Below are 17,797 nucleotides of genomic sequence, written 5' to 3'. Positions count from 1 at the left end.
CGGGACCGAGCATGAGAAGTTCGTCTACCGCCGGGACGATCAACGCGCGCCCGGCTATGACGAGCCCGGCGGCATCCGCGATCTCCTGATGGCGATGACGGAGTTCGGCTGGACGCCCGTCGAGGAGGGCGGCAACGTCATCGCGCTCGCCGGCCCCGACGGCAACGTCAGCCTCGAGCCGGCCGGCCAGTTCGAGTTGTCCGGTGCGCCGCTCGACCATCTCCACCAGACCTGCGCCGAGGCCGGCCGGCATCTCAGGCAGGTGAAGGCGGTGGGCGAAAGGCTCGGCCTCGGCTTCCTCGGCCTCGGAATGTGGCCGGACAAGGCGCGAGCGGACCTGCCCATCATGCCTAAGGGCCGCTACGCGATCATGCTCCGCCACATGCCGCGCGTGGGCACGCTCGGCCTCGACATGATGCTTCGCACCTGCACGATCCAGGTGAACCTGGACTACAGCTCCGAAGCCGACATGGCGCAGAAATTCCGCGTCGGCCTTGCCCTCCAGCCCCTCGCTACCGCGCTCTTCGCCAATTCACCCTTCACCGAAGGCAAGCCGAACGGCTTCCTTTCCTACCGGAGCCATATCTGGTCGGACACCGATCCCGCGCGGACCGGCATGCTGCCCTTCGTGTTCGAGGACGGGTTCGGCTACGAGCGCTATCTCGATTATGCGCTCGATGTGCCGATGTACTTCGTCTACCGCGAGGGGAGATATATCGACGCTGCCGGACTCTCCTTCCGCGACTTCATGCGCGGCGAATTATCGGCGCTGCCGGGCGAGAAGCCGCGTCTCTCGGACTGGGTGGATCACCTTTCAACCGCCTTTCCCGAAGTGCGCCTCAAGAGCTTCCTCGAAATGCGCGGCGCAGACGGCGGCCCGTGGAGCCGCATCTGCGCTCTTCCCGCGCTCTGGGTCGGCCTGCTCTACGATCAGAACGCACTCGATGCCGCTTGGGACGAGGTCAAGCATTGGAGCCTCGAGGAGCGCCAGCGCCTCCGCGACGAGGTGCCGAAGCTCGGCCTAAAGGCGCGCACTCCGGCCGGGGAGCCCCTCCGCGACCTGGGCGAGCGCGTGCTCGCGATCGCCGAAGCCGGCCTCAACGCCCGCGCCCGCCTAAACGCGGCTGGCGACAACGAGACCGGGTTCCTCGATCCCCTCCGCGAGATCGTCGCAAGCGGCGTGACCCCCGCCGAGCGGCTGCTCGAACGCTTCCGCGGCGAATGGCAGGGCGACGTCGGGCGGATCTATCAGGAAGAAAGCTTCTAGCCCTCCGGCCGCCGCAGCTCGAGATAGATGCTGTCGCACCATTCGCCCGCGATGAACCAGGTGTTCTTCTCGCGGCGCACCTCGCGGAAGCCGAGCTTCTCAAGCAGCCGGTGCGATGCCGTGTTCCTCGGATCGCAATCGGCGGTCAGGGCGGGGATTTCGAACCGCGAGAACGTCCGCTCGATTATGGCGCTCAAAGCCTCGTAGGCGAGCCCCCGGCCCCAATGGTCGGGGTGGAGGATGTAGCCGATCTCAGGCAGGCGATAGAATCCCGCCTTGCCGATCACCCGCCCCTGAAGGTCCACCACGAAATCCTCGCTAAGCTCAGCCGGCGAGGCGAGCATCGATTCCAGCCACAGGCGCGTCGTCTCCAGGTCCGGATGCGGCGGGGTGGACCAATAGCGGGTAGCGCGGGAATCGCTCAGCACCGAGTGCATCGCCTCCAGATCGTCCATCCGGGCGCGCCGAAGCCGAAGGCGAGGCGTGAGGATCTCGTCCACGCTGCAATGCTAGCCGACCTCCTCCTCACCGCCAACTCGACTCCACCGGGCGGCAACCATATCGTCGCGCAAAACGGGAGGACCATCATGAAGCGTCTCTTGCTGTGGATTGCCGCGTTGCTTCTTCCATCGCTCGCCGCCGCACCCGCCTCGGCGCAGGGCGCTCGTCCCGCGAGCTATTTCGACAATCGCGGGCGGGACGACGTGCTCTCCGGCGGGGCGAGGATGGTCGACATCGCAACGCCGAAGGGCAAGTTCCGGGTCTGGACCAAACGGGTCGGCAACAACCCCAAGCTGAAGCTTCTCCTCCTCCACGGCGGCCCCGCCGCCACCCACGAATATTTCGAAGCCTTCGACAGCTTCATGCCGGGGGCCGGCGTCGAATATTATTATTACGACCAGCTTGGCTCGCACCGAAGCGACCAGCCGAAGGACGACGATCTCTGGACCATCCCGCGCTTCGTCGAGGAGGTGGAGCAGGTCCGAAAGGCGCTGAAGCTCGATCGGAACAATTTTTGCCTCCTCGGCCACAGCTGGGGCGGCATCCTCGCCATCGAATATGTGCTCAAATATCAGCGCAACCTGAAATGCCTCGTCATCTCCAACATGATGGCGTCCATCCCGGCCTATAACGACTACGCCCAGCGCGTGCTCATGCCGCGGATGGACCAGAAGAAGCTTGCGGAGGTGAAGGCGATCGAGGCGAGCGGCCGCACCGCCGAGCCCCGCTACATGGAGCTCCTGATGCCCATGCATTACGAGCAGCACATATTGAGGATGCCCGCCGAGCGGTGGCCTGAGCCGGTGAACCGCTCCTTCGCGCACCTCAACACGCACGTCTATTCGCTGATGCAGGGCCCCAGCGAACTTGGCGCGAGCGGGCGGCTGGAGCGGTGGGACCGGGTGGCGGACCTTCCGCGCATCGCCGTACCGACGCTCGTGATCGGCGCTAGCCACGACACCATGGACCCGGCGCACATGCGCATGATGGCCGGCCGCTTGCCGCGCGGGGAATTCCTGCTCTGCCCGAGGGGCAGCCACATGGCCATGTACGACGATCAGCAGACCTATTTCGCAGGCCTCACCCGCTTCCTGAAGCGGATCGAAGCCTCGCCGATGCCAAGGCGCTGAATGAAATGGGGGGCCGGCGCTGGCGGCGCCGGCCCCTTCGTCAGATTACCAGTAGCGGCCGCGAAGCACCTGCAAAACGCGGCCGGTGCGCACGTTCACGAGCAGGAGATCGTCGCCGTACCGGATCCAGCGCTGGTTCCCGACCGCGGGACGAAGCCGGTAATAGCCAGGATTGCTGATGACGTAGCCCGGGGCATAGAAACCGGACCGGAGCTGGTAGCCCGGCGCCACCGGGCGGTAGCTCCAGCCGCGATAGGGAGCCACATAGGCGCGGCGATCGCGGCGGTCTTCCCGGAGCTCGCGGCGAGCCTCGCGCACGTCGCGGCGCTCTTCGCGGATGTCGCGGCGGTCGCCGTAGCGGCGCGCGTCGCGAAGCTCCTGGCGCTCCTGGCGGAGCTCCCGGCTGTCGTGACGGATCTCGGCGCGCGACTGTGCCGTCGCAACCGACGGTGCGGCGACTGCGGCCATCAGGCCCAGCATGATCAACTTACGCATACAATGTCCTTTCGAAGCTTTGCCGCCATGGCGGCCAATGAGGCCCCTATGCGGCAAGCGGACTGAACCGACCGAGAACGTCCCTGTCAGCCAATCGAAAGGCGTCACTCGGCGGGGAGCGGCTCCGGGCGGGGCCTCAGGCGGCGGAGGAGGCGCGGGATCGGGCCATTGCGCTCGATCCACTCGGCATAGTCCCGATAGACGGGATCGGCCCCGAGGTGCCGCTCCTCGGTCCGTGCGCGCCAGTAATAGACGCCGCTGACGATCGCGAGCAGCGCCGTGTTGCGGACCATGTCGACCGGGTTGCCGGTGGTGGCGAGGAACGGCGTCGAGGCGATCCACCAGAACAGGTTCTTCGAGAGGTAGGCCGGGTGCTTCGACCAGGCATAGGGGCCGTGGGTAAGGATGCCGCGATGCGTGAGGTTCGAGAAGCGGATCCCGAACGCAACCGTCGCCCACGCGTAGATGCCGGTGAGGAGCACGAGCACGGCTCCCGTCACGCCGAGCGCGAGCGGGTAGCCTTCCAGCCACTTCGTCCATTCGCCGGTGCCGGGGTGATAATCCAGCGGCCCGCCGGGGCTCATGAGAATGAAGGGCGGGTAGCAGATGAGGGCCGCGGTCCAGCCGGCGGCATAGGGGTTGGCGGAGCGGATATGGGCGTCCAGCGGCTTCAGCGTCAGCGCGTAGCCAACGGTGGCGAAGCAGACGTCGACCACGAACATCAGGGCGATCAGCCAGCGCGCGAGCGCGACGGGATCGGCCGCGAACTCCTCCACCTGCGGGCGGATCGCCTCGGTCCAGTTGCCCGGCACGATCGAGATCATGAAAGCGAGGAAGAAGCCCTTCACCGCCCAGCTCCGAAAATGCTCCTGCAGGATCTTCGGATCGGCCCGGTCGGAGCGGCCGGCGATCAGCTGCCCGAAATGCCAGGCCCCGTCGCGCGGCTCCCTGAGGCGCCGGTCTAGCCAGAGCACATAAGGGACGGACAGGACCAGCATCGGAATGGAGGCGATGCCGAGCACGTACATGGAGAAAAGATAGGCGCCGTCCCAATACCAGCGGCCGATGCAGTAGAAGCAGCCGATCGCCGCCCAGGTCGCCCAGAGGCCGGCGATCTTCGCGATGCTGATGTCCAGCGTCTCCTTCAGCGGACGCGGCGGTGTCGCCCAGTCGATGCCGGTCGAGGGGCTGAGATGCACCTTGTCCACGATCAGCGACCAGAGGATCATGGGAAGCCCACAGGCGACGAGTGCGGTCAGCGCCGCGAACGGCCCCTCCATTCCGAAGCTGCGCGCAACCGCTGCCCAGGCGAGCAGGCCGGCAATGCCGACGAAGCCGACGCCGGAACTCACCGCCGATTGCGGGCGCGAATCTTGGCGCAGGCCTACCTCTATCCTTGTTTCCGCATTCATCGGCGGCCGCGATAACGAAAAAGCGTAAGCAAGCCGTGAAAGCTCGGCTCCGGCCGCCCCAAGGGAGCGCTGCCGTAGTCGCCGTTTCGCCCCGTAAGGCCTTCTTAAACCTCTGTTGCCTATTCAGAGCGGGGCGGCAGCGACGTGTGGGGCGAGCGCATCGGGGCCGGGGTGGAGGACGAATGCTTATGAATGCTGTGGAGGAGACAACCTTCTCCTTTTCAAGCGCGGCGCCGCAGCCCGACAGGCGCAGGCAATCGCGCTTCATGACGATCCTGCGCGTCGGCACCCTGATCGTCGACGGCCGCCGCGAGCTTTGCCTTATCCGCAACATCTCGGCGGGCGGCCTGATGGCCCATGTCTATTCCTGCCTGCCGCTCGGCCGGCAGCTGTCGGTGGAACTCAAGACCAACCAGCGCATCTCCGGCACCGTCGCCTGGGTCGAAGGCTCGAATGTCGGCATTTCCTTCAACGAGATCGTAGACGTCGAGGAGCTGCTCGCCACCCAGTCCGTCCTCGAAAACGGCTGGCGCCCGCGCCTGCCGCGGGTCGAGGTCGACCGGCTCGCGACGCTTCGCCTCGGCGCTGCGACCTACGGCGTCAGCACCCGCGACATTTCGCAGGGCGGAGTCAAGATCGAGACCGACCAGCCCTTCAAGGAAGGCGACGAGATCGTGCTGACGCTCGACAAGTTTCGCCCCGTCCACGGCGTCGTCCGCTGGTACCATGACGGCCTGTGCGGCATCTCCTTCAACCAGGTAATCCCCTTCCACGACCTCATGGGCTGGCTCCGCGAAAAGTGAGCCTTTGTGGCGATTCCAGCGCGTTGACAGCCGCAAGGCCTTCCGTCATGGAGCCGCCTTCCAATCCGGGGCCCATAAGCTTCGATGGACAGGTGGCCGAGTGGTTAAAGGCAGCAGACTGTAAATCTGCCCGGGTTTCCCGTACGCTGGTTCGAATCCAGCCCTGTCCACCACGGGCTCCCGGAGGAACGAGCGGGTATAGCTCAATGGTAGAGCACTAGCCTTCCAAGCTTGTGATGCGGGTTCGATCCCCGCTACCCGCTCCATCCTCTCGCCGCTTGCACCGCCCGGACGGCACTCCTAAGCCTTCCCCAAAGGGAGGGTCTTCACCTTATGCGTCTGCTCACCGCCGCGGCTCTTGCCGTGCTCGTCGTCTCGCCCGCGGCCGCCCAGGACGGCGCCCGCGGCCAGACTAACCTGATCATTGACGAAGGCTTCAACCGAAGCCAGGTGATGGAGACCGCCGCGCACCTCACCGACAGGATCGGCGGCAGGCTCACCAACTCGCCGCAGATGCGGGCGGCCGAAGCCTGGACTCAGCAGCGCTTCCGCGACTGGGGCCTCACCAACGTTCACGCCGAGCCGTTCGAGTTCGGCCGCGGCTGGTCGATCGTGAGCTCGAGCGCGCGGATGACGAGCCCGCGGGTCGTGGAGCTGAGGGCCATCCCGATCGCCTGGACCCCGGCCACCAGCGGCACGGTCCGCGCACCGATCGTGGTCGCTCCGATGACCGAGGAGAAGCATTTCGACAAATGGCGCGGCAAGCTTGCCGGCAAGATCGTGCTCGTCAGCCAGCCCGGCACCGGCTCGGAGCCCAAGGAGGCGCCCTTCCAGCGCCTGTCGGACAAGGAAATTTCCGAACTCGATCAGTATCGGCAGCCGGTGCACGAGGAAGGAAGGCCCGACCAGCGCCTGAAGCGCCGCAAATTCCCGCTCGCGCTCGACGCGTTCCTGAAGTCGGAAGGCGCGCTCGCCTGGGTCAGAATCTCGGCGCGGGACGGCAGTCTCCTGCACGGCACCGGCTACACCCACCATGCCGACGAGACGCCCGCGCTCCCCGCGATGGAGCTGGCCGCCGAGGATTACCGCCGCCTCGCCCGCCTCGCGAAGACCGACGCGCAGCCGGTGCTGGAGCTCACCAGCAACGTCCGCTTCCACGACGAGGATTCGAACGCCTACAACGTCATCGGCGACATCCAGGGCAGCGATCCCAAGGCCGGCTACGTGATGGCCGGAGCGCATCTCGACAGCTGGGTGGCGGGCGACGGAGCTGCCGACAACGCCGCCGGAAGCGCGGTGATCATGGAGGCGGCGCGGATCCTGTCCTCGCTCCGGGTAAAGCCGAAGCGGACGATCCGCTTCGCGCTCTGGAACGCCGAGGAGCAGGGCCTGCTCGGGTCGCTCGCATATATCGACCGCCACATCGCCTCGCGCCCGCTCGACACCGATCCTGAGAAGGCGAAGCTGCCGATGAATTTCGGCTGGGCGAACCGCTATCCGATCACTCCGAGACCCGGCCACCGCGATCTCGTCGCCTATTTCAACATCGACAACGGTTCGGGCAAGATCCGCGGCATCCATGCCGAGGGCAATGTGGCCGCGGTTCCCGTGCTGCAGGAATGGTTGGCTCCGTTCGGAAGCATGGGCGCGTCGAAGGTGGTTGCGAGCCCGACCACCGGCACCGACCACGTCTTCCTGCAGAGCGTCGGCATCCCCGGCTACCAGTTCATCCAGGATCCGCTCGATTACGACAGCCGCATCCACCACACGAACGTCGACACCTACGATCACCTCAAAGCCGAGGACATGCGCCAGGCGGCGGTGATCCTCGCAAGCGTGCTGCTGAGCGCCGCCAACAGCGCCGAGCCGCTGCCGCGCATGCCGCTGCCCTCGAAGCCGCGGCCGAGCGACCCCTTCGCCTATCCCACCGACGACGAATGACAGGAGACACCCGCATGCGCCTGCCACTCGCCCTCTTCGCCGCCGCCGCTCTCGTCGCTCCCGCCTCCGCGCAGGATGCAGGCCCCGGCCAGATCAACCGCATCATCGACGAAGGCTTCAACCGCAGCGAGGTGATGGAGACCGCGCACCACCTCACCGACCGGATCGGCGGGCGGATGACCAACTCGCCGCAGATGCGGCAGGCGGAAGCCTGGACCCAGCAGCGCTACCGCCAGTGGGGCCTCAGCAACGTCCATGCCGAGGGGTATCCGTTCGGCCGCGGCTGGTCGATCAATCGCGCCAGCGCTCGAATGACGAGCCCGCGCATGGTCGAGCTCGGCATCATCCCCGTCGCCTGGACGCCGCCGACCAACGGCACCGTCACTGCACAGATCGTCATCGCCCCCCTCAAGGAGGAGGAGGATTTCGCCAAGTGGCGCGGCAAGCTCGCAGGGAAGATCGTGCTGGTGAGCCAGCCCGACACCGGCTCCGAGCCCAAGGAGGCGCCGTTCGAGCGGCTGTCGGGTGAGGAACTCGGCAAGCTCGACGAATATCGCCAGCCTACCTACTCGCCGGTCGCGATCGAGAAGATGCTGAAATCGGCCGATTTCGACGAGAAGCGCGACGCTTTCCTCAAGGCCGAGGGTGCGGTGGCGTGGGTCAGCAAATCCTATCGCGATGGCGGACTGCTCCACGGCGAGGGCTATGCCTATGAGGTCGGCCGGACGCCCGCGCTGCCGGGGGTCGAGATGGTGGCCGAGGATTATCGCCGCCTCGCCCGCCTCGCGAAGACGGAGACTCCGCCGACGCTGGAGCTGCTGAGCGACGTCCGCTTCCACGACGAGGACGTCAACGCCTACAACATCATCGCCGACATTCCCGGCACCGATCCCAAGGCCGGCTATGTCATGGCCGGTGCCCATCTCGACAGCTGGGTCGCGGGCGACGGCGCGGCCGACAACGCCGCCGGAAGCGCAGTCGTGATGGAGGCGGCGCGGATCCTCTCCCGTCTCGGCGTGAGGCCGAAGCGGACCATTCGCTTCGCGCTCTGGAGCGGCGAGGAGCAGGCGCTGCTCGGCTCAATGGCCTATGTCGAGCGGCACTTCGCCACCCGCGCCCCCGTCACCGATCCGGCGCAGCGACGGATCAATCCCTATTACACCTGGCGAAACCGCTGGCCGATCACGCTCCAGCCCGGCCATCGCGAGCTTGCCGCTTATTTCAATATCGACAACGGCTCGGGCAAGATCCGCGGCATCTATGCCGAGGGCAATGTCGCCGCCGTATCGATCTTCCGCGAATGGCTTAGCCCCTTCGGAAGCATGGGCGCATCGACGGTCTCGTCGCAGCGCACCGGAGGCACCGATCACGTCTTCATGCAGGCGGTGGGGCTGCCGGGCTATCAATTCATCCAGGACCCGCTCGATTACGAGAGCCGGATCCACCACAGCAACATCGACAGCTACGATCATCTGAAGGCGGAGGACATGCGTCAGGCCTCGGTGATCCTTGCCACCTTCCTGCTGAACGCCGCCAACCGCAAGGAGCCGCTGCCGCGCATGCCGGTGCCGACGCAGCCCCGGCCGACCGATCCCTTCGAATATCCGAAGGACTAGGTGAGCCGGGCCATGGCATGCGCGAAGGCGAGCCATGGCCCCGTGTTCATGACCGCGACGCGGATGATCTGGCTGGCGACGAGCGCTCCGCCGCCCCAGATCCACACGCCGTGCATCCGTCCGCGGGTTCGCCAGTCGTAGAGGATGCCGGCGAGGATGATGAGGTCTGCGCCGAGGTAGAATGAGAGCGGCGCGGTATCGACCACCATCTGCAGCGGCAGCCGGCCCACCGCCGCCTCCAGGATCGCCGCGCTCGAGAGCAGCATCAGGCGCTTGTGGGCATCGCCGTCTCCGCGCCTCAGGATGCCCAGCGCCACGACGATCGCGAACGCCTGCATCGAGAAGAAGGTGATCGCGTAGAAGGCATAGGGGTCGCCGAGGCCCTTGTAGCCGACCTTCATCGCCTCGATCGAAGCGGAATTGCCGAGCAGCCACACCATTACCGCCAGTGCCGCACCGAACCAGCCGAGCTTCCGGTGAATCCCCACACGCCCACCTGCGATCAGTGCCGGCTGCACCACCTGCAGCAGGATCCAGAGCGTGAAGACGATCGCGTGGATGTGGAGGAGCGGCGTAATTTCGGGCGTCCGCGCCGGCGGCGTCAGCCAATGCGACAGATAATAGCTGCGCGCAAAGCCGGCGAAGACCGTCGCCGCCACGGCCAAACCCATCAAGCTGAAGAAAAGCCGGTCGGAGTTCCGCCCCGGTAAGCCACGCGTCGCCACGGAGGCCCGCTAGCATAGCGCGGCGCCGCTTGCACCACGGGCAATGTGCCGCCATGCAGCGGCCATGAGACGCAAGGCCCGTACCGCGAGCAAGGCGGAGAACCGCCCCCGCTTCTGGGGGCGCCACGCGGTTGCCGCCGCGCTGCAGAACCCCGAGCGTACGGTTGCCAAGATCTGGGTGACGCGCGAAGCGGCGGGGTCGTTCGAATTCGGCCGCGACGTACCGGTTACATATGCGGATGCCGCCGATCTCGGTCGCCTCGTTCCGCGCGACGCGCCGCATCAGGGCATCGTCGCCGAGGTGGAGCGGCTGCCCGATATCTGGCTGGCCGACATTCTCGATGGGGCCTCCGAACGGCGGCCGTTGCTCGTGCTCGATCAGGTCACCGACCCGCACAATGTCGGCGCGATCCTCCGCTCCGCCGCCGCGTTCGATGCTATCGGCATCGTCACTCAGGACCGGCACGCGCCGCCGGAATCGGGCGCGCTCGCCAAGGCTGCCAGCGGCGCCTTGGAGACGGTGCCGTGGGTGCGGGTCGTGAACCTTTCCAGGGCGCTGGACGAGATCGCGGAAGCCGGCTTCTGGCGCGTCGGCCTTACCGGCGAGGCCGAGATGGCGCTCGGCGAGGCGCTTGGCCCGCCGCGCGTCGCGCTAGTGCTCGGAGCCGAAGGCGAAGGCATGCGGCACAATACTGAGCTTCACTGCGACGCGCTCGCCCGCCTGCCGATCAGCGACAGGGTGGAAAGCCTCAACGTCTCGAACGCCGCCGCCATCGCTCTCTACGCGGCTACGGTGGCCTAGCCGCGTTGCGCGCCGGGGGGATCAGCGAAGAGGTCCTGCGATCCTCGCTCGACGCGCTTGCAAGCGGCGATGCGGCGATTGGGGCGGCTCTCTCGCATGCGGGCTATCCCCCTCCCCGCTACAACGACCCTGGCTATGTGACCTTGCTCCGGACGATCGTGGGGCAGCAGGTGAGCCTCCCCTCGGCACGAGCGATCTGGAGCAAGCTCGAGGCGGCGCTCGGAGCCGTCGCCGATCCTGCGACGCTTACAGCGGCGAGCGAGGAGGCGCTCCGGGGCGCTGGTCTCTCGCGGCAGAAGATCAGCTATGCGCGCAGCCTGGCGGACGAAGTGAGCTCCGGGCGGCTGAACCTGGAGCAGCTGCCGGAGGACGACGAGGCGGCGATCGCCGAGCTCGTGCGCATCAAGGGCATCGGCCGCTGGTCCGCGGAAATCTACCTGCTGTTCGCCGAGGGGCGGCAAGACATCTGGCCGGCCGGCGATCTCGCCGTCCAGATCGCAATGGGGCGCATCCTCGATCTCGCCGACAAGCCTTCCGAGCGGCAGCTGCGCGAGCTTGCAGAGCCGTGGCGGCCGCACCGGGGGCCGCTCGCCATCTTCGCCTGGCATTTCTACAAGACGCCGGTGCTCTAGATGCGCTCGTCGGCGCTTGCGGTCCCGCTGATCCAGCGCCGTTACTGGTTCATCGCGCTTGGGATCGCCGCTGCGGCGGCTCTCATCCTCCTTTGGATGGGGCGCCCGCCAATCTGCACCTGTGGGACCGTCAAGCTCTGGACCGGCGCCGTGCAGAGCGCGGAGAACAGCCAGCATCTCTCCGACTGGTACACGCCGAGCCACATCATCCACGGCTTTCTGTTCTACCTGCTCGGGTGGCTGTTCCTCCGCGGCAATCCCGCGGGGGACCGCCTGCTCGCCGCAGTGGCGATCGAAGCGGGCTGGGAGCTGCTCGAGAACAGCGAGTACATCATCGATCGCTACCGCGAGGCGACGATGGCATTGGGCTATAACGGCGACAGCGTCATCAACAGCATGGCCGACATCGGCTGGATGACGCTCGGCTTCCTGTTCGCCCGCCGGGCGCCCTTATGGCTGACGATCGCCGTCGCGGTCTCGTTCGAGCTGCTCACGCTCTGGACGATCCGGGACAATCTGACGCTCAACGTCCTGATGCTCGTTGCGCCGGTGGACGCGATCCGAGCCTGGCAGAGCGGCGCCTGAAGAAGCGGCGACGCCGTCAGGCGCCGCCGATGCCTTCGATCACCTTGCCGGTGCCGCCGCATTCGGGGCAGGGCTGCCCGTCATGCTGGCCGGTGCCGTTGCAGTGCCGGCAGAGGTTCTCGCCCGTGCCCGGAGTGCCGGGCGCCGCCTCGTCTCCCGGGTTCGAACCTTGAGCCTCCTCGCTTACCGCGGCCATTGGCGCACCATGTTCAGATGCTGCGTGACGACCGGAACGGCAGTCCCGGCGACAGCGCGGAGCGCCGGGGCGTCGCCGCGGGCCGCGAAATTGGTGTGAAGCGCCAGCGCCTGCTGGTGGGCGAGGAGTTGCTGGCGCGCATATTCGCGGTCGAAGTCGGCGCCCGAGCGGGCCTGCAGCCTCGCTACCAACTGCGCGTGCATCGGCAGCATCGCACCCGGCACGCTGACGCCCGAAGCGCTTGCGGCCGCGGAAAGCTGCTGGGTCGTGTTCGTATGGTCGGTTACCATCATCTGCGCAAAGCTGCGGATGGCGGCATTCTGCGCCTGCGACAGAGCCAGCTGCGAAGACTGGATCTCGTACATGTCGCTGGAAGCGGCGATCTCGACGTAGGCGGCCGCCCTGCTGGGCGTCATGTCCGCCGGCATCGCTCCCATTCCGGAGGCTGACGCGGAAGCGCCGGCCGAGCCGTCAGCTCCCATCGTGTTGCAGCCGCCGAGCATCAATGCCGACGCGGCAGCCGCGATCATCAGACTACGCATCCCGTCTCTCCTCATTTCGAATGGAGCGGGAACGAGGCGCGGGCTGGCGAGGTTCCGGATACCGGCTTCGTGCCTAGCGTGGATCAGTAAGTTCGCGCGCTTAACCGGGCAGTCGTGCCAGCGGCATCGTGAGGCAATGCACGCCGCCGCCGCAGCGGGTGAACTGGTCGATCGCGACGCGCACCACCTTGTAGCCGCGCCGCTCGAGCAGCGCGTTCACCCGGTGGTTCTCCGCCGGCGACATCACACGGCGATCGCCGAGGCTGAGTAGGTTGGCGCTGAGCTTCTGCACCTCCGCCACCGTCACATCGATAATCTCGATGCCGAGCTCCTGCATCTCGAGCAGGAACAGTTCATCCAGCGCATCGGTGCAGGCGATTGCGAGATTCGGGCCGGCGAGCGTGAAGATCGTGTCGAGGTGAAGGAACCGCTTGTCGAAGCGGGTGAGGATCGAGCGCCAGCCGCGCTCCTCGAACGTCCGTGCCAGTGAGAGCGCGCCCGTCTCGTCGGTGCGCTCGCCGGAATAGCCGATGGCGACCAGCCCGGGGCGGCGCAGGCAGACGTCGCCGCCCTCGACGCGGCCTTCCTCAACGCCTCCAACGAGCGGCACGTCCCAACCTGCCACTGCTTCCCGAATGTGCGCCACTTCCGCGAGCCGGTGCTCGACGGCTGGGCTGAGCGCGATCAGCCCCCAGGGCGAGATCATCGTCGAATCGCGGGTGAAGGAGAGGTCGGCAAGGCCTTCCACCGGCGGAACCAGGTGACAGCGCACCCCTTCCGCCTCGAGAGCGGCCACCAGCTTCCTGTGCTGCTCCGCCGCCAGATCGGGGGAGCAGACGATCCCGTTCCTGTGATTCTCGATCGAGACGGCATTGCACGGCACCAGCTCAAGGTGGCGGGGCGCGGCGAGCATGACGTCGGTGAGCCGCCCATATTCCGAATCGGCACCCCATCGCGCAGGGCCGCGAGGGGTCACCAGGCTGTCGCCGACGGACGCGTCCGCAGGCGGAAAATCGTACAGCATGAAATCTCTTGTGCCCGAACGGGCGTATGAAGTTGCTGAGGTGGAACGGCAGGGTGTCGTTGCGGTTCCCGAACGGAACTTCAGCCACAGGGGCGGGTTCCGCTCCGAATATAGGCAGCCTTCCTGTTTTCGTAAGGGTCAGCATTGAAAACGCACCCGTTCCTCGCCGGCATCTTGGTGCTCGCTTCGGCCGCCTCACCCCTGCAGGCCCAGGAAATCTTCGGCGGCGTCTATTCGCACGACGTAAAGACAGGGATCACTCGGAGCGGCTTCGAGGACGGCATCGATCTCCAGATCGGCTGGCGCGGCGAGCGCGTCCGGGCGCTACGGGCGATCGGCGCGCCTTCGCCCCACGTCTTCGCCTCGCTGAACAGTGCCGGCGACACTCACTTCGCGGCAGCCGGGATCAGCTGGAAGATCGGCCGCAGCGTCTACGTCCGGCCGGGTGTCGGGCTTGCCGTCCACAACGGCCCCGGCCGGTTCCAGCCGGGACGCGAGCGCATCTATTTCGGCTCCCGGGTGCTGTTCGAGCCCGAAATCGGCATCGGCGCGCAGCTCACCGACCGCATCTCGGTCGAGGCGAGCTGGGTGCATCTCAGCCACGCCACCCTGTTCAGCGACCAAAATCCAGGTATCGACAATATCGGCATGCGGCTCAATTACCGCTTCCGTTAGCTCTTCCCTCTCCGCTCGGACATGTTAGGCTGAGGACATGAAGAGCCTCCTCCTCGCTGCGGCGGCCGCCGCCGTTCCGCTGATCTTCGTCGCAGCGCCCGCTGAAGCGAAGCCGCGCACCGCCACCTGTTCCATCAAGAGTGCGGGCGCCCCCGCCTATCGGGGCCCGTGCCGGTTCGTGCCGGAAGAGAAAGGCTCCTTCTCCGTCGAGCCGGTCGGTCGCCGCGCCTTTGCCGGCGGGGTTACGAGCATCGGCGTCTGGATCGTCTCGCCGGGCGTCGCCGAGGTGCGGGGACTGACGCGCGAGGGCATCAACTCGCGCTGGGGCGAGGCCCGCCGCTCGAAGCGCGACCGCGCCTGCTGGGCCGGCAGCGACTTCTCGGTCTGCGTCTACTAGCGTCCGAGCATCGTTTCCGGCCGCACCACCCGGTCGAATGTCGCCTCGTCCACCAGCCCCAGCTGAAGCCCAGATTCTTTCAGCGTCAGCCCCTTCTCATGGGCGTTTTTGGCAATCTTCGCCGCATTGTCGTAGCCGATCTCGGGAGCGAGGGCGGTCACCAGCATCAGCGACTGCGCCATCAGCTCGGCGATGCGGCCCTCGTTCGCTTCCAAGCCGTCGAGCGTGCGCTCGGTGAAGCTCTCCATACCGGTCGAAAGTAGGTCGATGGAGCGAAGCACGTTGGCGCCGATCAGCGGCTTGAACACGTTGAGCTCGAGATGGCCCTGGAGTCCTCCGACCGTCACGGCGACGTGGTTTCCCATTACCTGTGCCGCGACCATGGTCAGCATCTCGGCCTGGGTCGGATTGACCTTGCCGGGCATGATCGAGCTGCCGGGCTCGTTCTCGGGCAGGCGGAGCTCGGCGAGGCCTGAGCGCGGGCCGGAGCCGAGGAGGCGGATGTCGTTCGCAATTTTGGTCAGGGAGACGGCGAGCACATTGAGGACGCCAGAGAGCTCGACAAGCGTATCGTGAGCTCCGAGCTCCGCGAACTTGTTGGGCGCGGTCTCGAACGGCAGGCGGGTGAGGTTGGCGATCTCGGCTGCGAACGCTTCGCCAAAGCCCTTTGGAGCATTGAGACCGGTGCCGACCGCGGTTCCGCCCTGCGCCAGCCGAAGGACGCGCGGGAGCACCGCTTCGACGCGGGCAATCCCGTCTTCGATCTGCGCGGCGTAGCCGGAGAATTCCTGGCCGAGCGTCAGCGGCGTCGCGTCCTGCAAGTGGGTGCGGCCGATCTTCACGATATGATCCCACGCCTCCGCCAGCGCAGCGAGCCGCGCGTGGATCTTGCGCAACGCCGGGATCAGGCGCCGGTTGACCGCGATCGCAGCGGCCACGTGCATCGCCGTCGGGAAGCTGTCGTTCGAGGACTGGCCCTTGTTGACATGGTCGTTCGGATGAACCGGGCTCTTGCCGCCGCGCTTGCCGGTCAGGATCTCGTTGGCGCGGGACGCGATCACCTCGTTCGCGTTCATGTTGGACTGCGTCCCCGAGCCCGTCTGCCAGATGACGAGCGGAAACTGGTCGTCGAGGCCGCCGGAAGCCACCTCCCCCGCCGCCTGCTGGATCGCTTCTGCCAGCTTCGCGTCCAGGCCGCCGATCCGCGCATTCACACGTGCCGCCGCCTGCTTCACAAAGCCGAGCGCGTGGACGATCTCGACCGGCATCTGCTCGCGCGGGCCGAACGGGAAATTGTCGATCGAGCGCTGCGTCTGGGCGGCCCAATAAGCATCGCCCGGAACGTCGATAGGTCCGAAGCTGTCGGTTTCGGTGCGGGTGGGAGTGGAATTCATCTGTTGCCCATTACCTCGTCATGCTGAACTCGTTTCAGCATCTGGATGAAGGCTGCGGACTAGGGAAAGCTCAGCCCTGAAACAAGGTCAGGCTGACCGCCTTCGGGCGGTCACTTCTTGCGGCTGAAATCCACCGAAACCACGTTCGAGCCGTCCTCGACCGGCTCCGCCAGGGGATGGTCGTTCTCCGCCCGGTCATGCTCCTGCGGCCCGGCCTCGTCCGCCTGCGCCTGGAACTGGAGCGCAAAGTTCACCGCGGGATCGACGAAGCCGGTGATGGCCGAGAAGGGGATGACGAGCCGCGCGGGCGCCTGGTTGAAGCTCAGCCCCACTTCGAAGCCGTCCTCGCCCACCTTGAGGTCCCAAAAGCGGTTCTGGATGACGATGGTCATCTCATCCGGGAAGCGTTCGGTAAGGTGCCTCGGGATGTCTACGCCGGCCGCCCCGGTCTTGAAGGTGATGTAGAAATGATGCTCGCCCGGAAGGCGCCCGGTGGTCTCGACCTCGCCCAGCACCCGACCGACGACCGCGCGCAGGGCCTCCTGCACGATCTCGTCATATGGAATCAGGCTGTCGGGCGCATCGTCGCTCATCGCCTCCATCTGGTAGCGCGGCCCCGCGTTCGGTCAAGCGCGTTGCGCCTAACCTGAGTGGGCGGCTAACGCGGGGGCGACGGAGGACCCCATGCCGATCGACGCTACCAAACCTTATGACGACAGCAACATCTTCGCCCGGATCCTGCGCGGCGAGATACCGTGCCAGATGGTCCATGAGGACGAGCATGCCCTCGCTTTCCGCGACATCAACCCGCAGGCGCCGACGCACATCCTCGTCATTCCGAAGGGCGCCTACGTCTCCTGGGACGATTTCTCGACGCGCGGCTCCGCAGAGGAGATAGCCGGCTTCGTCCGCGCCTGCGGGCTTGTGGCGCGTGAGCAGGGGCTGGTGGAGCCCGGCTATCGGCTGCTTGCCAATGTCGGCCGAGACGGCGGCCAGGAGGTCCCGCACCTCCACGTCCACATCTTCGGGGGGCGCGGCCTTGGACCGATGCTCTCCCGCTGAAGGCGGGACCGCCACTAATCTGTTGCGCGGGAGTTATTAGGAGCTAGGCTTCCCAGACATAAACAACCAGATGCGGTCCGAGCCGCGTACCAAGGGGACGGATATGATTTTCGGGCGCGTAAAGCCTCTCGACGCTATCCTTGCAACCGCCGAAAAGAAGTCGCTGCACCGCTCGCTCGGGTGGTTTCAGCTGACCTTGTTCGGGATCGGCTGCGTCATCGGCACAGGCATCTTCGTATTGACGGCAGCGGGCGCGCAAAAGGCAGGTCCGGGCCTCATGCTCGCTTTCGCGATCGCAGGCGCGATCTGCATCGTTGCGGCGCTTTGCTACGCCGAGATCGCCGCGATGATCCCAGTCGCGGGCTCAGCCTACACCTATTCCTATGCGACAATGGGCGAGTTTCTAGCCTGGACAGTGGGATGGGCGCTGGTGCTCGAATATGCCGTGGCGGCGAGCGCCGTTTCCGTCGGCTGGTCGGGCTTCTTCACAGGCACGATCCTGAACGAGTTTCTAGGAGTCAAATTACCGACTTGGCTGTCCGGGGCGCCGCTGGCGCTTGGCGGCGTCGAGGGCGGCTTCATCAACCTGCCCGCAGTG

Annotated in this window: 21 protein-coding genes and 2 tRNA genes; 14 read left to right on the top strand and 9 right to left on the bottom strand. The window is 66.5% G+C overall.

Annotated features, from left to right (window positions below):
* On the top strand, nt 1–1,267 hold a 1,267-nt coding region (locus tag VF662_RS16170; RefSeq protein WP_464142981.1), incomplete at its 5' end, for a glutamate--cysteine ligase.
* Here the strand turns inward: VF662_RS16170 and VF662_RS16165 are convergent.
* Entirely contained in the window at nt 1,264–1,767 is a 504-nt protein-coding gene (locus VF662_RS16165) for a GNAT family N-acetyltransferase (protein WP_464142980.1), read from the bottom strand. The genes VF662_RS16170 and VF662_RS16165 overlap by 4 nt on opposite strands.
* 87 nt (nt 1,768–1,854) lie before the next feature.
* Here VF662_RS16165 and VF662_RS16160 point away from each other — a divergent pair, with 87 nt between their 5' ends.
* A complete protein-coding gene (locus tag VF662_RS16160) occupies nt 1,855–2,898 on the top strand; it encodes a proline iminopeptidase-family hydrolase (protein ID WP_464142979.1) in 1,044 nt (347 codons plus the stop codon).
* A gap of 45 nt (nt 2,899–2,943) precedes the next feature.
* On the opposite strand, the gene VF662_RS16155 is transcribed toward VF662_RS16160, so the two are convergent.
* Both VF662_RS16155 and VF662_RS16150 read right to left on the bottom strand, forming a co-directional pair.
* Nucleotides 2,944–3,393, bottom strand: coding sequence for an RcnB family protein (locus VF662_RS16155; RefSeq protein WP_464142978.1), 450 nt, complete (start codon nt 3,391–3,393; stop codon nt 2,944–2,946).
* A gap of 104 nt (nt 3,394–3,497) precedes the next feature.
* Complete coding sequence (locus VF662_RS16150; RefSeq protein ID WP_464142977.1) at nt 3,498–4,805, bottom strand: methyltransferase family protein; 1,308 nt, start codon at nt 4,803–4,805, stop codon at nt 3,498–3,500.
* A 182-nt stretch (nt 4,806–4,987) separates the two neighbouring features.
* Between VF662_RS16150 and VF662_RS16145 the strand changes: the two genes are divergently transcribed.
* From VF662_RS16145 to VF662_RS16125, 5 genes are all read left to right on the top strand, one after another.
* A complete protein-coding gene (locus VF662_RS16145; RefSeq protein ID WP_464142976.1) occupies nt 4,988–5,608 on the top strand; it encodes a PilZ domain-containing protein in 621 nt (206 codons plus the stop codon).
* A gap of 86 nt (nt 5,609–5,694) precedes the next feature.
* Nucleotides 5,695–5,781, top strand: a tRNA-Tyr gene (locus VF662_RS16140).
* A gap of 19 nt (nt 5,782–5,800) precedes the next feature.
* Nucleotides 5,801–5,874: transfer RNA gene (locus tag VF662_RS16135), tRNA-Gly, on the top strand.
* 67 nt (nt 5,875–5,941) lie between these two features.
* The gene (locus VF662_RS16130) at nt 5,942–7,549 is read left to right on the top strand and encodes a M20/M25/M40 family metallo-hydrolase (RefSeq protein WP_464142975.1); all 1,608 of its coding nucleotides are present in this window, start codon (nt 5,942–5,944) and stop codon (nt 7,547–7,549) included.
* 14 nt (nt 7,550–7,563) lie between these two features.
* Complete coding sequence (locus tag VF662_RS16125; protein ID WP_464142974.1) at nt 7,564–9,165, top strand: M20/M25/M40 family metallo-hydrolase; 1,602 nt, start codon at nt 7,564–7,566, stop codon at nt 9,163–9,165.
* Here the strand turns inward: VF662_RS16125 and VF662_RS16120 are convergent.
* Nucleotides 9,162–9,824 (bottom strand): hypothetical protein, encoded by a 663-nt coding sequence (locus VF662_RS16120; protein WP_464142973.1) that lies wholly within the window; start codon nt 9,822–9,824, stop codon nt 9,162–9,164. The two genes, VF662_RS16125 and VF662_RS16120, sit on opposite strands and share 4 nt — an antisense overlap.
* A gap of 130 nt (nt 9,825–9,954) precedes the next feature.
* Here VF662_RS16120 and rlmB point away from each other — a divergent pair, with 130 nt between their 5' ends.
* Genes rlmB through VF662_RS16105 form a run of 3 tightly spaced genes read left to right on the top strand, consistent with a single transcriptional unit; the run spans nt 9,955 to nt 11,909 of the window.
* Nucleotides 9,955–10,692, top strand: coding sequence for a 23S rRNA (guanosine(2251)-2'-O)-methyltransferase RlmB (gene rlmB, locus VF662_RS16115; protein WP_464142972.1), 738 nt, complete (start codon nt 9,955–9,957; stop codon nt 10,690–10,692).
* A gap of 5 nt (nt 10,693–10,697) precedes the next feature.
* The gene (locus VF662_RS16110) at nt 10,698–11,324 is read left to right on the top strand and encodes a DNA-3-methyladenine glycosylase family protein (RefSeq protein WP_464142971.1); all 627 of its coding nucleotides are present in this window, start codon (nt 10,698–10,700) and stop codon (nt 11,322–11,324) included.
* Complete coding sequence (locus VF662_RS16105; RefSeq protein ID WP_464142970.1) at nt 11,325–11,909, top strand: DUF2585 domain-containing protein; 585 nt, start codon at nt 11,325–11,327, stop codon at nt 11,907–11,909.
* 16 nt (nt 11,910–11,925) lie between these two features.
* Here VF662_RS16105 and VF662_RS16100 read toward each other — a convergent pair whose 3' ends face one another.
* The 3 genes from VF662_RS16100 to VF662_RS16090 form a co-directional block, all read right to left on the bottom strand.
* Nucleotides 11,926–12,105 carry a hypothetical protein gene (locus VF662_RS16100; RefSeq protein WP_464142969.1) on the bottom strand — a complete coding sequence of 60 codons (180 nt, stop codon included), beginning with the start codon at nt 12,103–12,105 and terminating at the stop codon, nt 11,926–11,928.
* Nucleotides 12,093–12,647: a DUF4142 domain-containing protein gene (locus VF662_RS16095; RefSeq protein WP_464142968.1), complete on the bottom strand. Its 555-nt coding sequence runs from the start codon at nt 12,645–12,647 to the stop codon at nt 12,093–12,095. The genes VF662_RS16100 and VF662_RS16095 overlap by 13 nt, the downstream gene beginning before the upstream one ends.
* A gap of 100 nt (nt 12,648–12,747) precedes the next feature.
* Nucleotides 12,748–13,671, bottom strand: a complete 924-nt coding sequence (locus VF662_RS16090; protein ID WP_464142967.1) for a dimethylarginine dimethylaminohydrolase family protein — start codon at nt 13,669–13,671, stop codon at nt 12,748–12,750.
* A gap of 144 nt (nt 13,672–13,815) precedes the next feature.
* Here VF662_RS16090 and VF662_RS16085 point away from each other — a divergent pair, with 144 nt between their 5' ends.
* A complete protein-coding gene (locus tag VF662_RS16085; protein ID WP_464142966.1) occupies nt 13,816–14,346 on the top strand; it encodes an acyloxyacyl hydrolase in 531 nt (176 codons plus the stop codon).
* Nucleotides 14,347–14,383: 37 nt separating this feature from the next.
* Nucleotides 14,384–14,743, top strand: a complete 360-nt coding sequence (locus VF662_RS16080) for a hypothetical protein (protein WP_464142965.1) — start codon at nt 14,384–14,386, stop codon at nt 14,741–14,743.
* Here VF662_RS16080 and fumC read toward each other — a convergent pair.
* The gene (gene fumC / locus VF662_RS16075; RefSeq protein WP_464142964.1) at nt 14,740–16,137 is read right to left on the bottom strand and encodes a class II fumarate hydratase; all 1,398 of its coding nucleotides are present in this window, start codon (nt 16,135–16,137) and stop codon (nt 14,740–14,742) included. The two genes, VF662_RS16080 and fumC, sit on opposite strands and share 4 nt — an antisense overlap.
* 110 nt (nt 16,138–16,247) lie before the next feature.
* Nucleotides 16,248–16,730, bottom strand: coding sequence for an SspB family protein (locus tag VF662_RS16070; RefSeq protein ID WP_464142963.1), 483 nt, complete (start codon nt 16,728–16,730; stop codon nt 16,248–16,250).
* A 91-nt stretch (nt 16,731–16,821) separates the two neighbouring features.
* Between VF662_RS16070 and VF662_RS16065 the strand changes: the two genes are divergently transcribed.
* A complete protein-coding gene (locus VF662_RS16065) occupies nt 16,822–17,199 on the top strand; it encodes a histidine triad nucleotide-binding protein (RefSeq protein WP_464142962.1) in 378 nt (125 codons plus the stop codon).
* Between the two features lie 103 nt (nt 17,200–17,302).
* A partial coding sequence (locus VF662_RS16060) for an amino acid permease (RefSeq protein ID WP_464142961.1) occupies nt 17,303–17,797 on the top strand: 495 nt, incomplete at its 3' end.

This window comes from Allosphingosinicella sp. (assembly GCF_036387215.1).
Classification (GTDB): domain Bacteria; phylum Pseudomonadota; class Alphaproteobacteria; order Sphingomonadales; family Sphingomonadaceae; genus Allosphingosinicella.
Note: the sequence above shows the minus strand (reverse complement) of the source record. Positions and strands in the feature narration are given on the sequence as shown.

Coding starts and splice junctions, on each gene's coding strand:
- VF662_RS16160 (WP_464142979.1), top strand. CDS start 1,855: ATGAAGCGTCTCTTGCTGTGGATTGCCGCGTTGCTTCTTCCATCGCTC.
- VF662_RS16155 (WP_464142978.1), bottom strand. CDS start 3,393: ATGCGTAAGTTGATCATGCTGGGCCTGATGGCCGCAGTCGCCGCACCG.
- VF662_RS16150 (WP_464142977.1), bottom strand. CDS start 4,805: ATGAATGCGGAAACAAGGATAGAGGTAGGCCTGCGCCAAGATTCGCGC.
- VF662_RS16145 (WP_464142976.1), top strand. CDS start 4,988: ATGCTTATGAATGCTGTGGAGGAGACAACCTTCTCCTTTTCAAGCGCG.
- VF662_RS16130 (WP_464142975.1), top strand. CDS start 5,942: ATGCGTCTGCTCACCGCCGCGGCTCTTGCCGTGCTCGTCGTCTCGCCC.
- VF662_RS16125 (WP_464142974.1), top strand. CDS start 7,564: ATGCGCCTGCCACTCGCCCTCTTCGCCGCCGCCGCTCTCGTCGCTCCC.
- rlmB (WP_464142972.1), top strand. CDS start 9,955: ATGAGACGCAAGGCCCGTACCGCGAGCAAGGCGGAGAACCGCCCCCGC.
- VF662_RS16105 (WP_464142970.1), top strand. CDS start 11,325: ATGCGCTCGTCGGCGCTTGCGGTCCCGCTGATCCAGCGCCGTTACTGG.
- VF662_RS16100 (WP_464142969.1), bottom strand. CDS start 12,105: ATGGCCGCGGTAAGCGAGGAGGCTCAAGGTTCGAACCCGGGAGACGAG.
- VF662_RS16095 (WP_464142968.1), bottom strand. CDS start 12,647: ATGCGTAGTCTGATGATCGCGGCTGCCGCGTCGGCATTGATGCTCGGC.
- VF662_RS16090 (WP_464142967.1), bottom strand. CDS start 13,671: ATGCTGTACGATTTTCCGCCTGCGGACGCGTCCGTCGGCGACAGCCTG.
- VF662_RS16080 (WP_464142965.1), top strand. CDS start 14,384: ATGAAGAGCCTCCTCCTCGCTGCGGCGGCCGCCGCCGTTCCGCTGATC.
- fumC (WP_464142964.1), bottom strand. CDS start 16,137: ATGAATTCCACTCCCACCCGCACCGAAACCGACAGCTTCGGACCTATC.
- VF662_RS16070 (WP_464142963.1), bottom strand. CDS start 16,730: ATGAGCGACGATGCGCCCGACAGCCTGATTCCATATGACGAGATCGTG.
- VF662_RS16065 (WP_464142962.1), top strand. CDS start 16,822: ATGCCGATCGACGCTACCAAACCTTATGACGACAGCAACATCTTCGCC.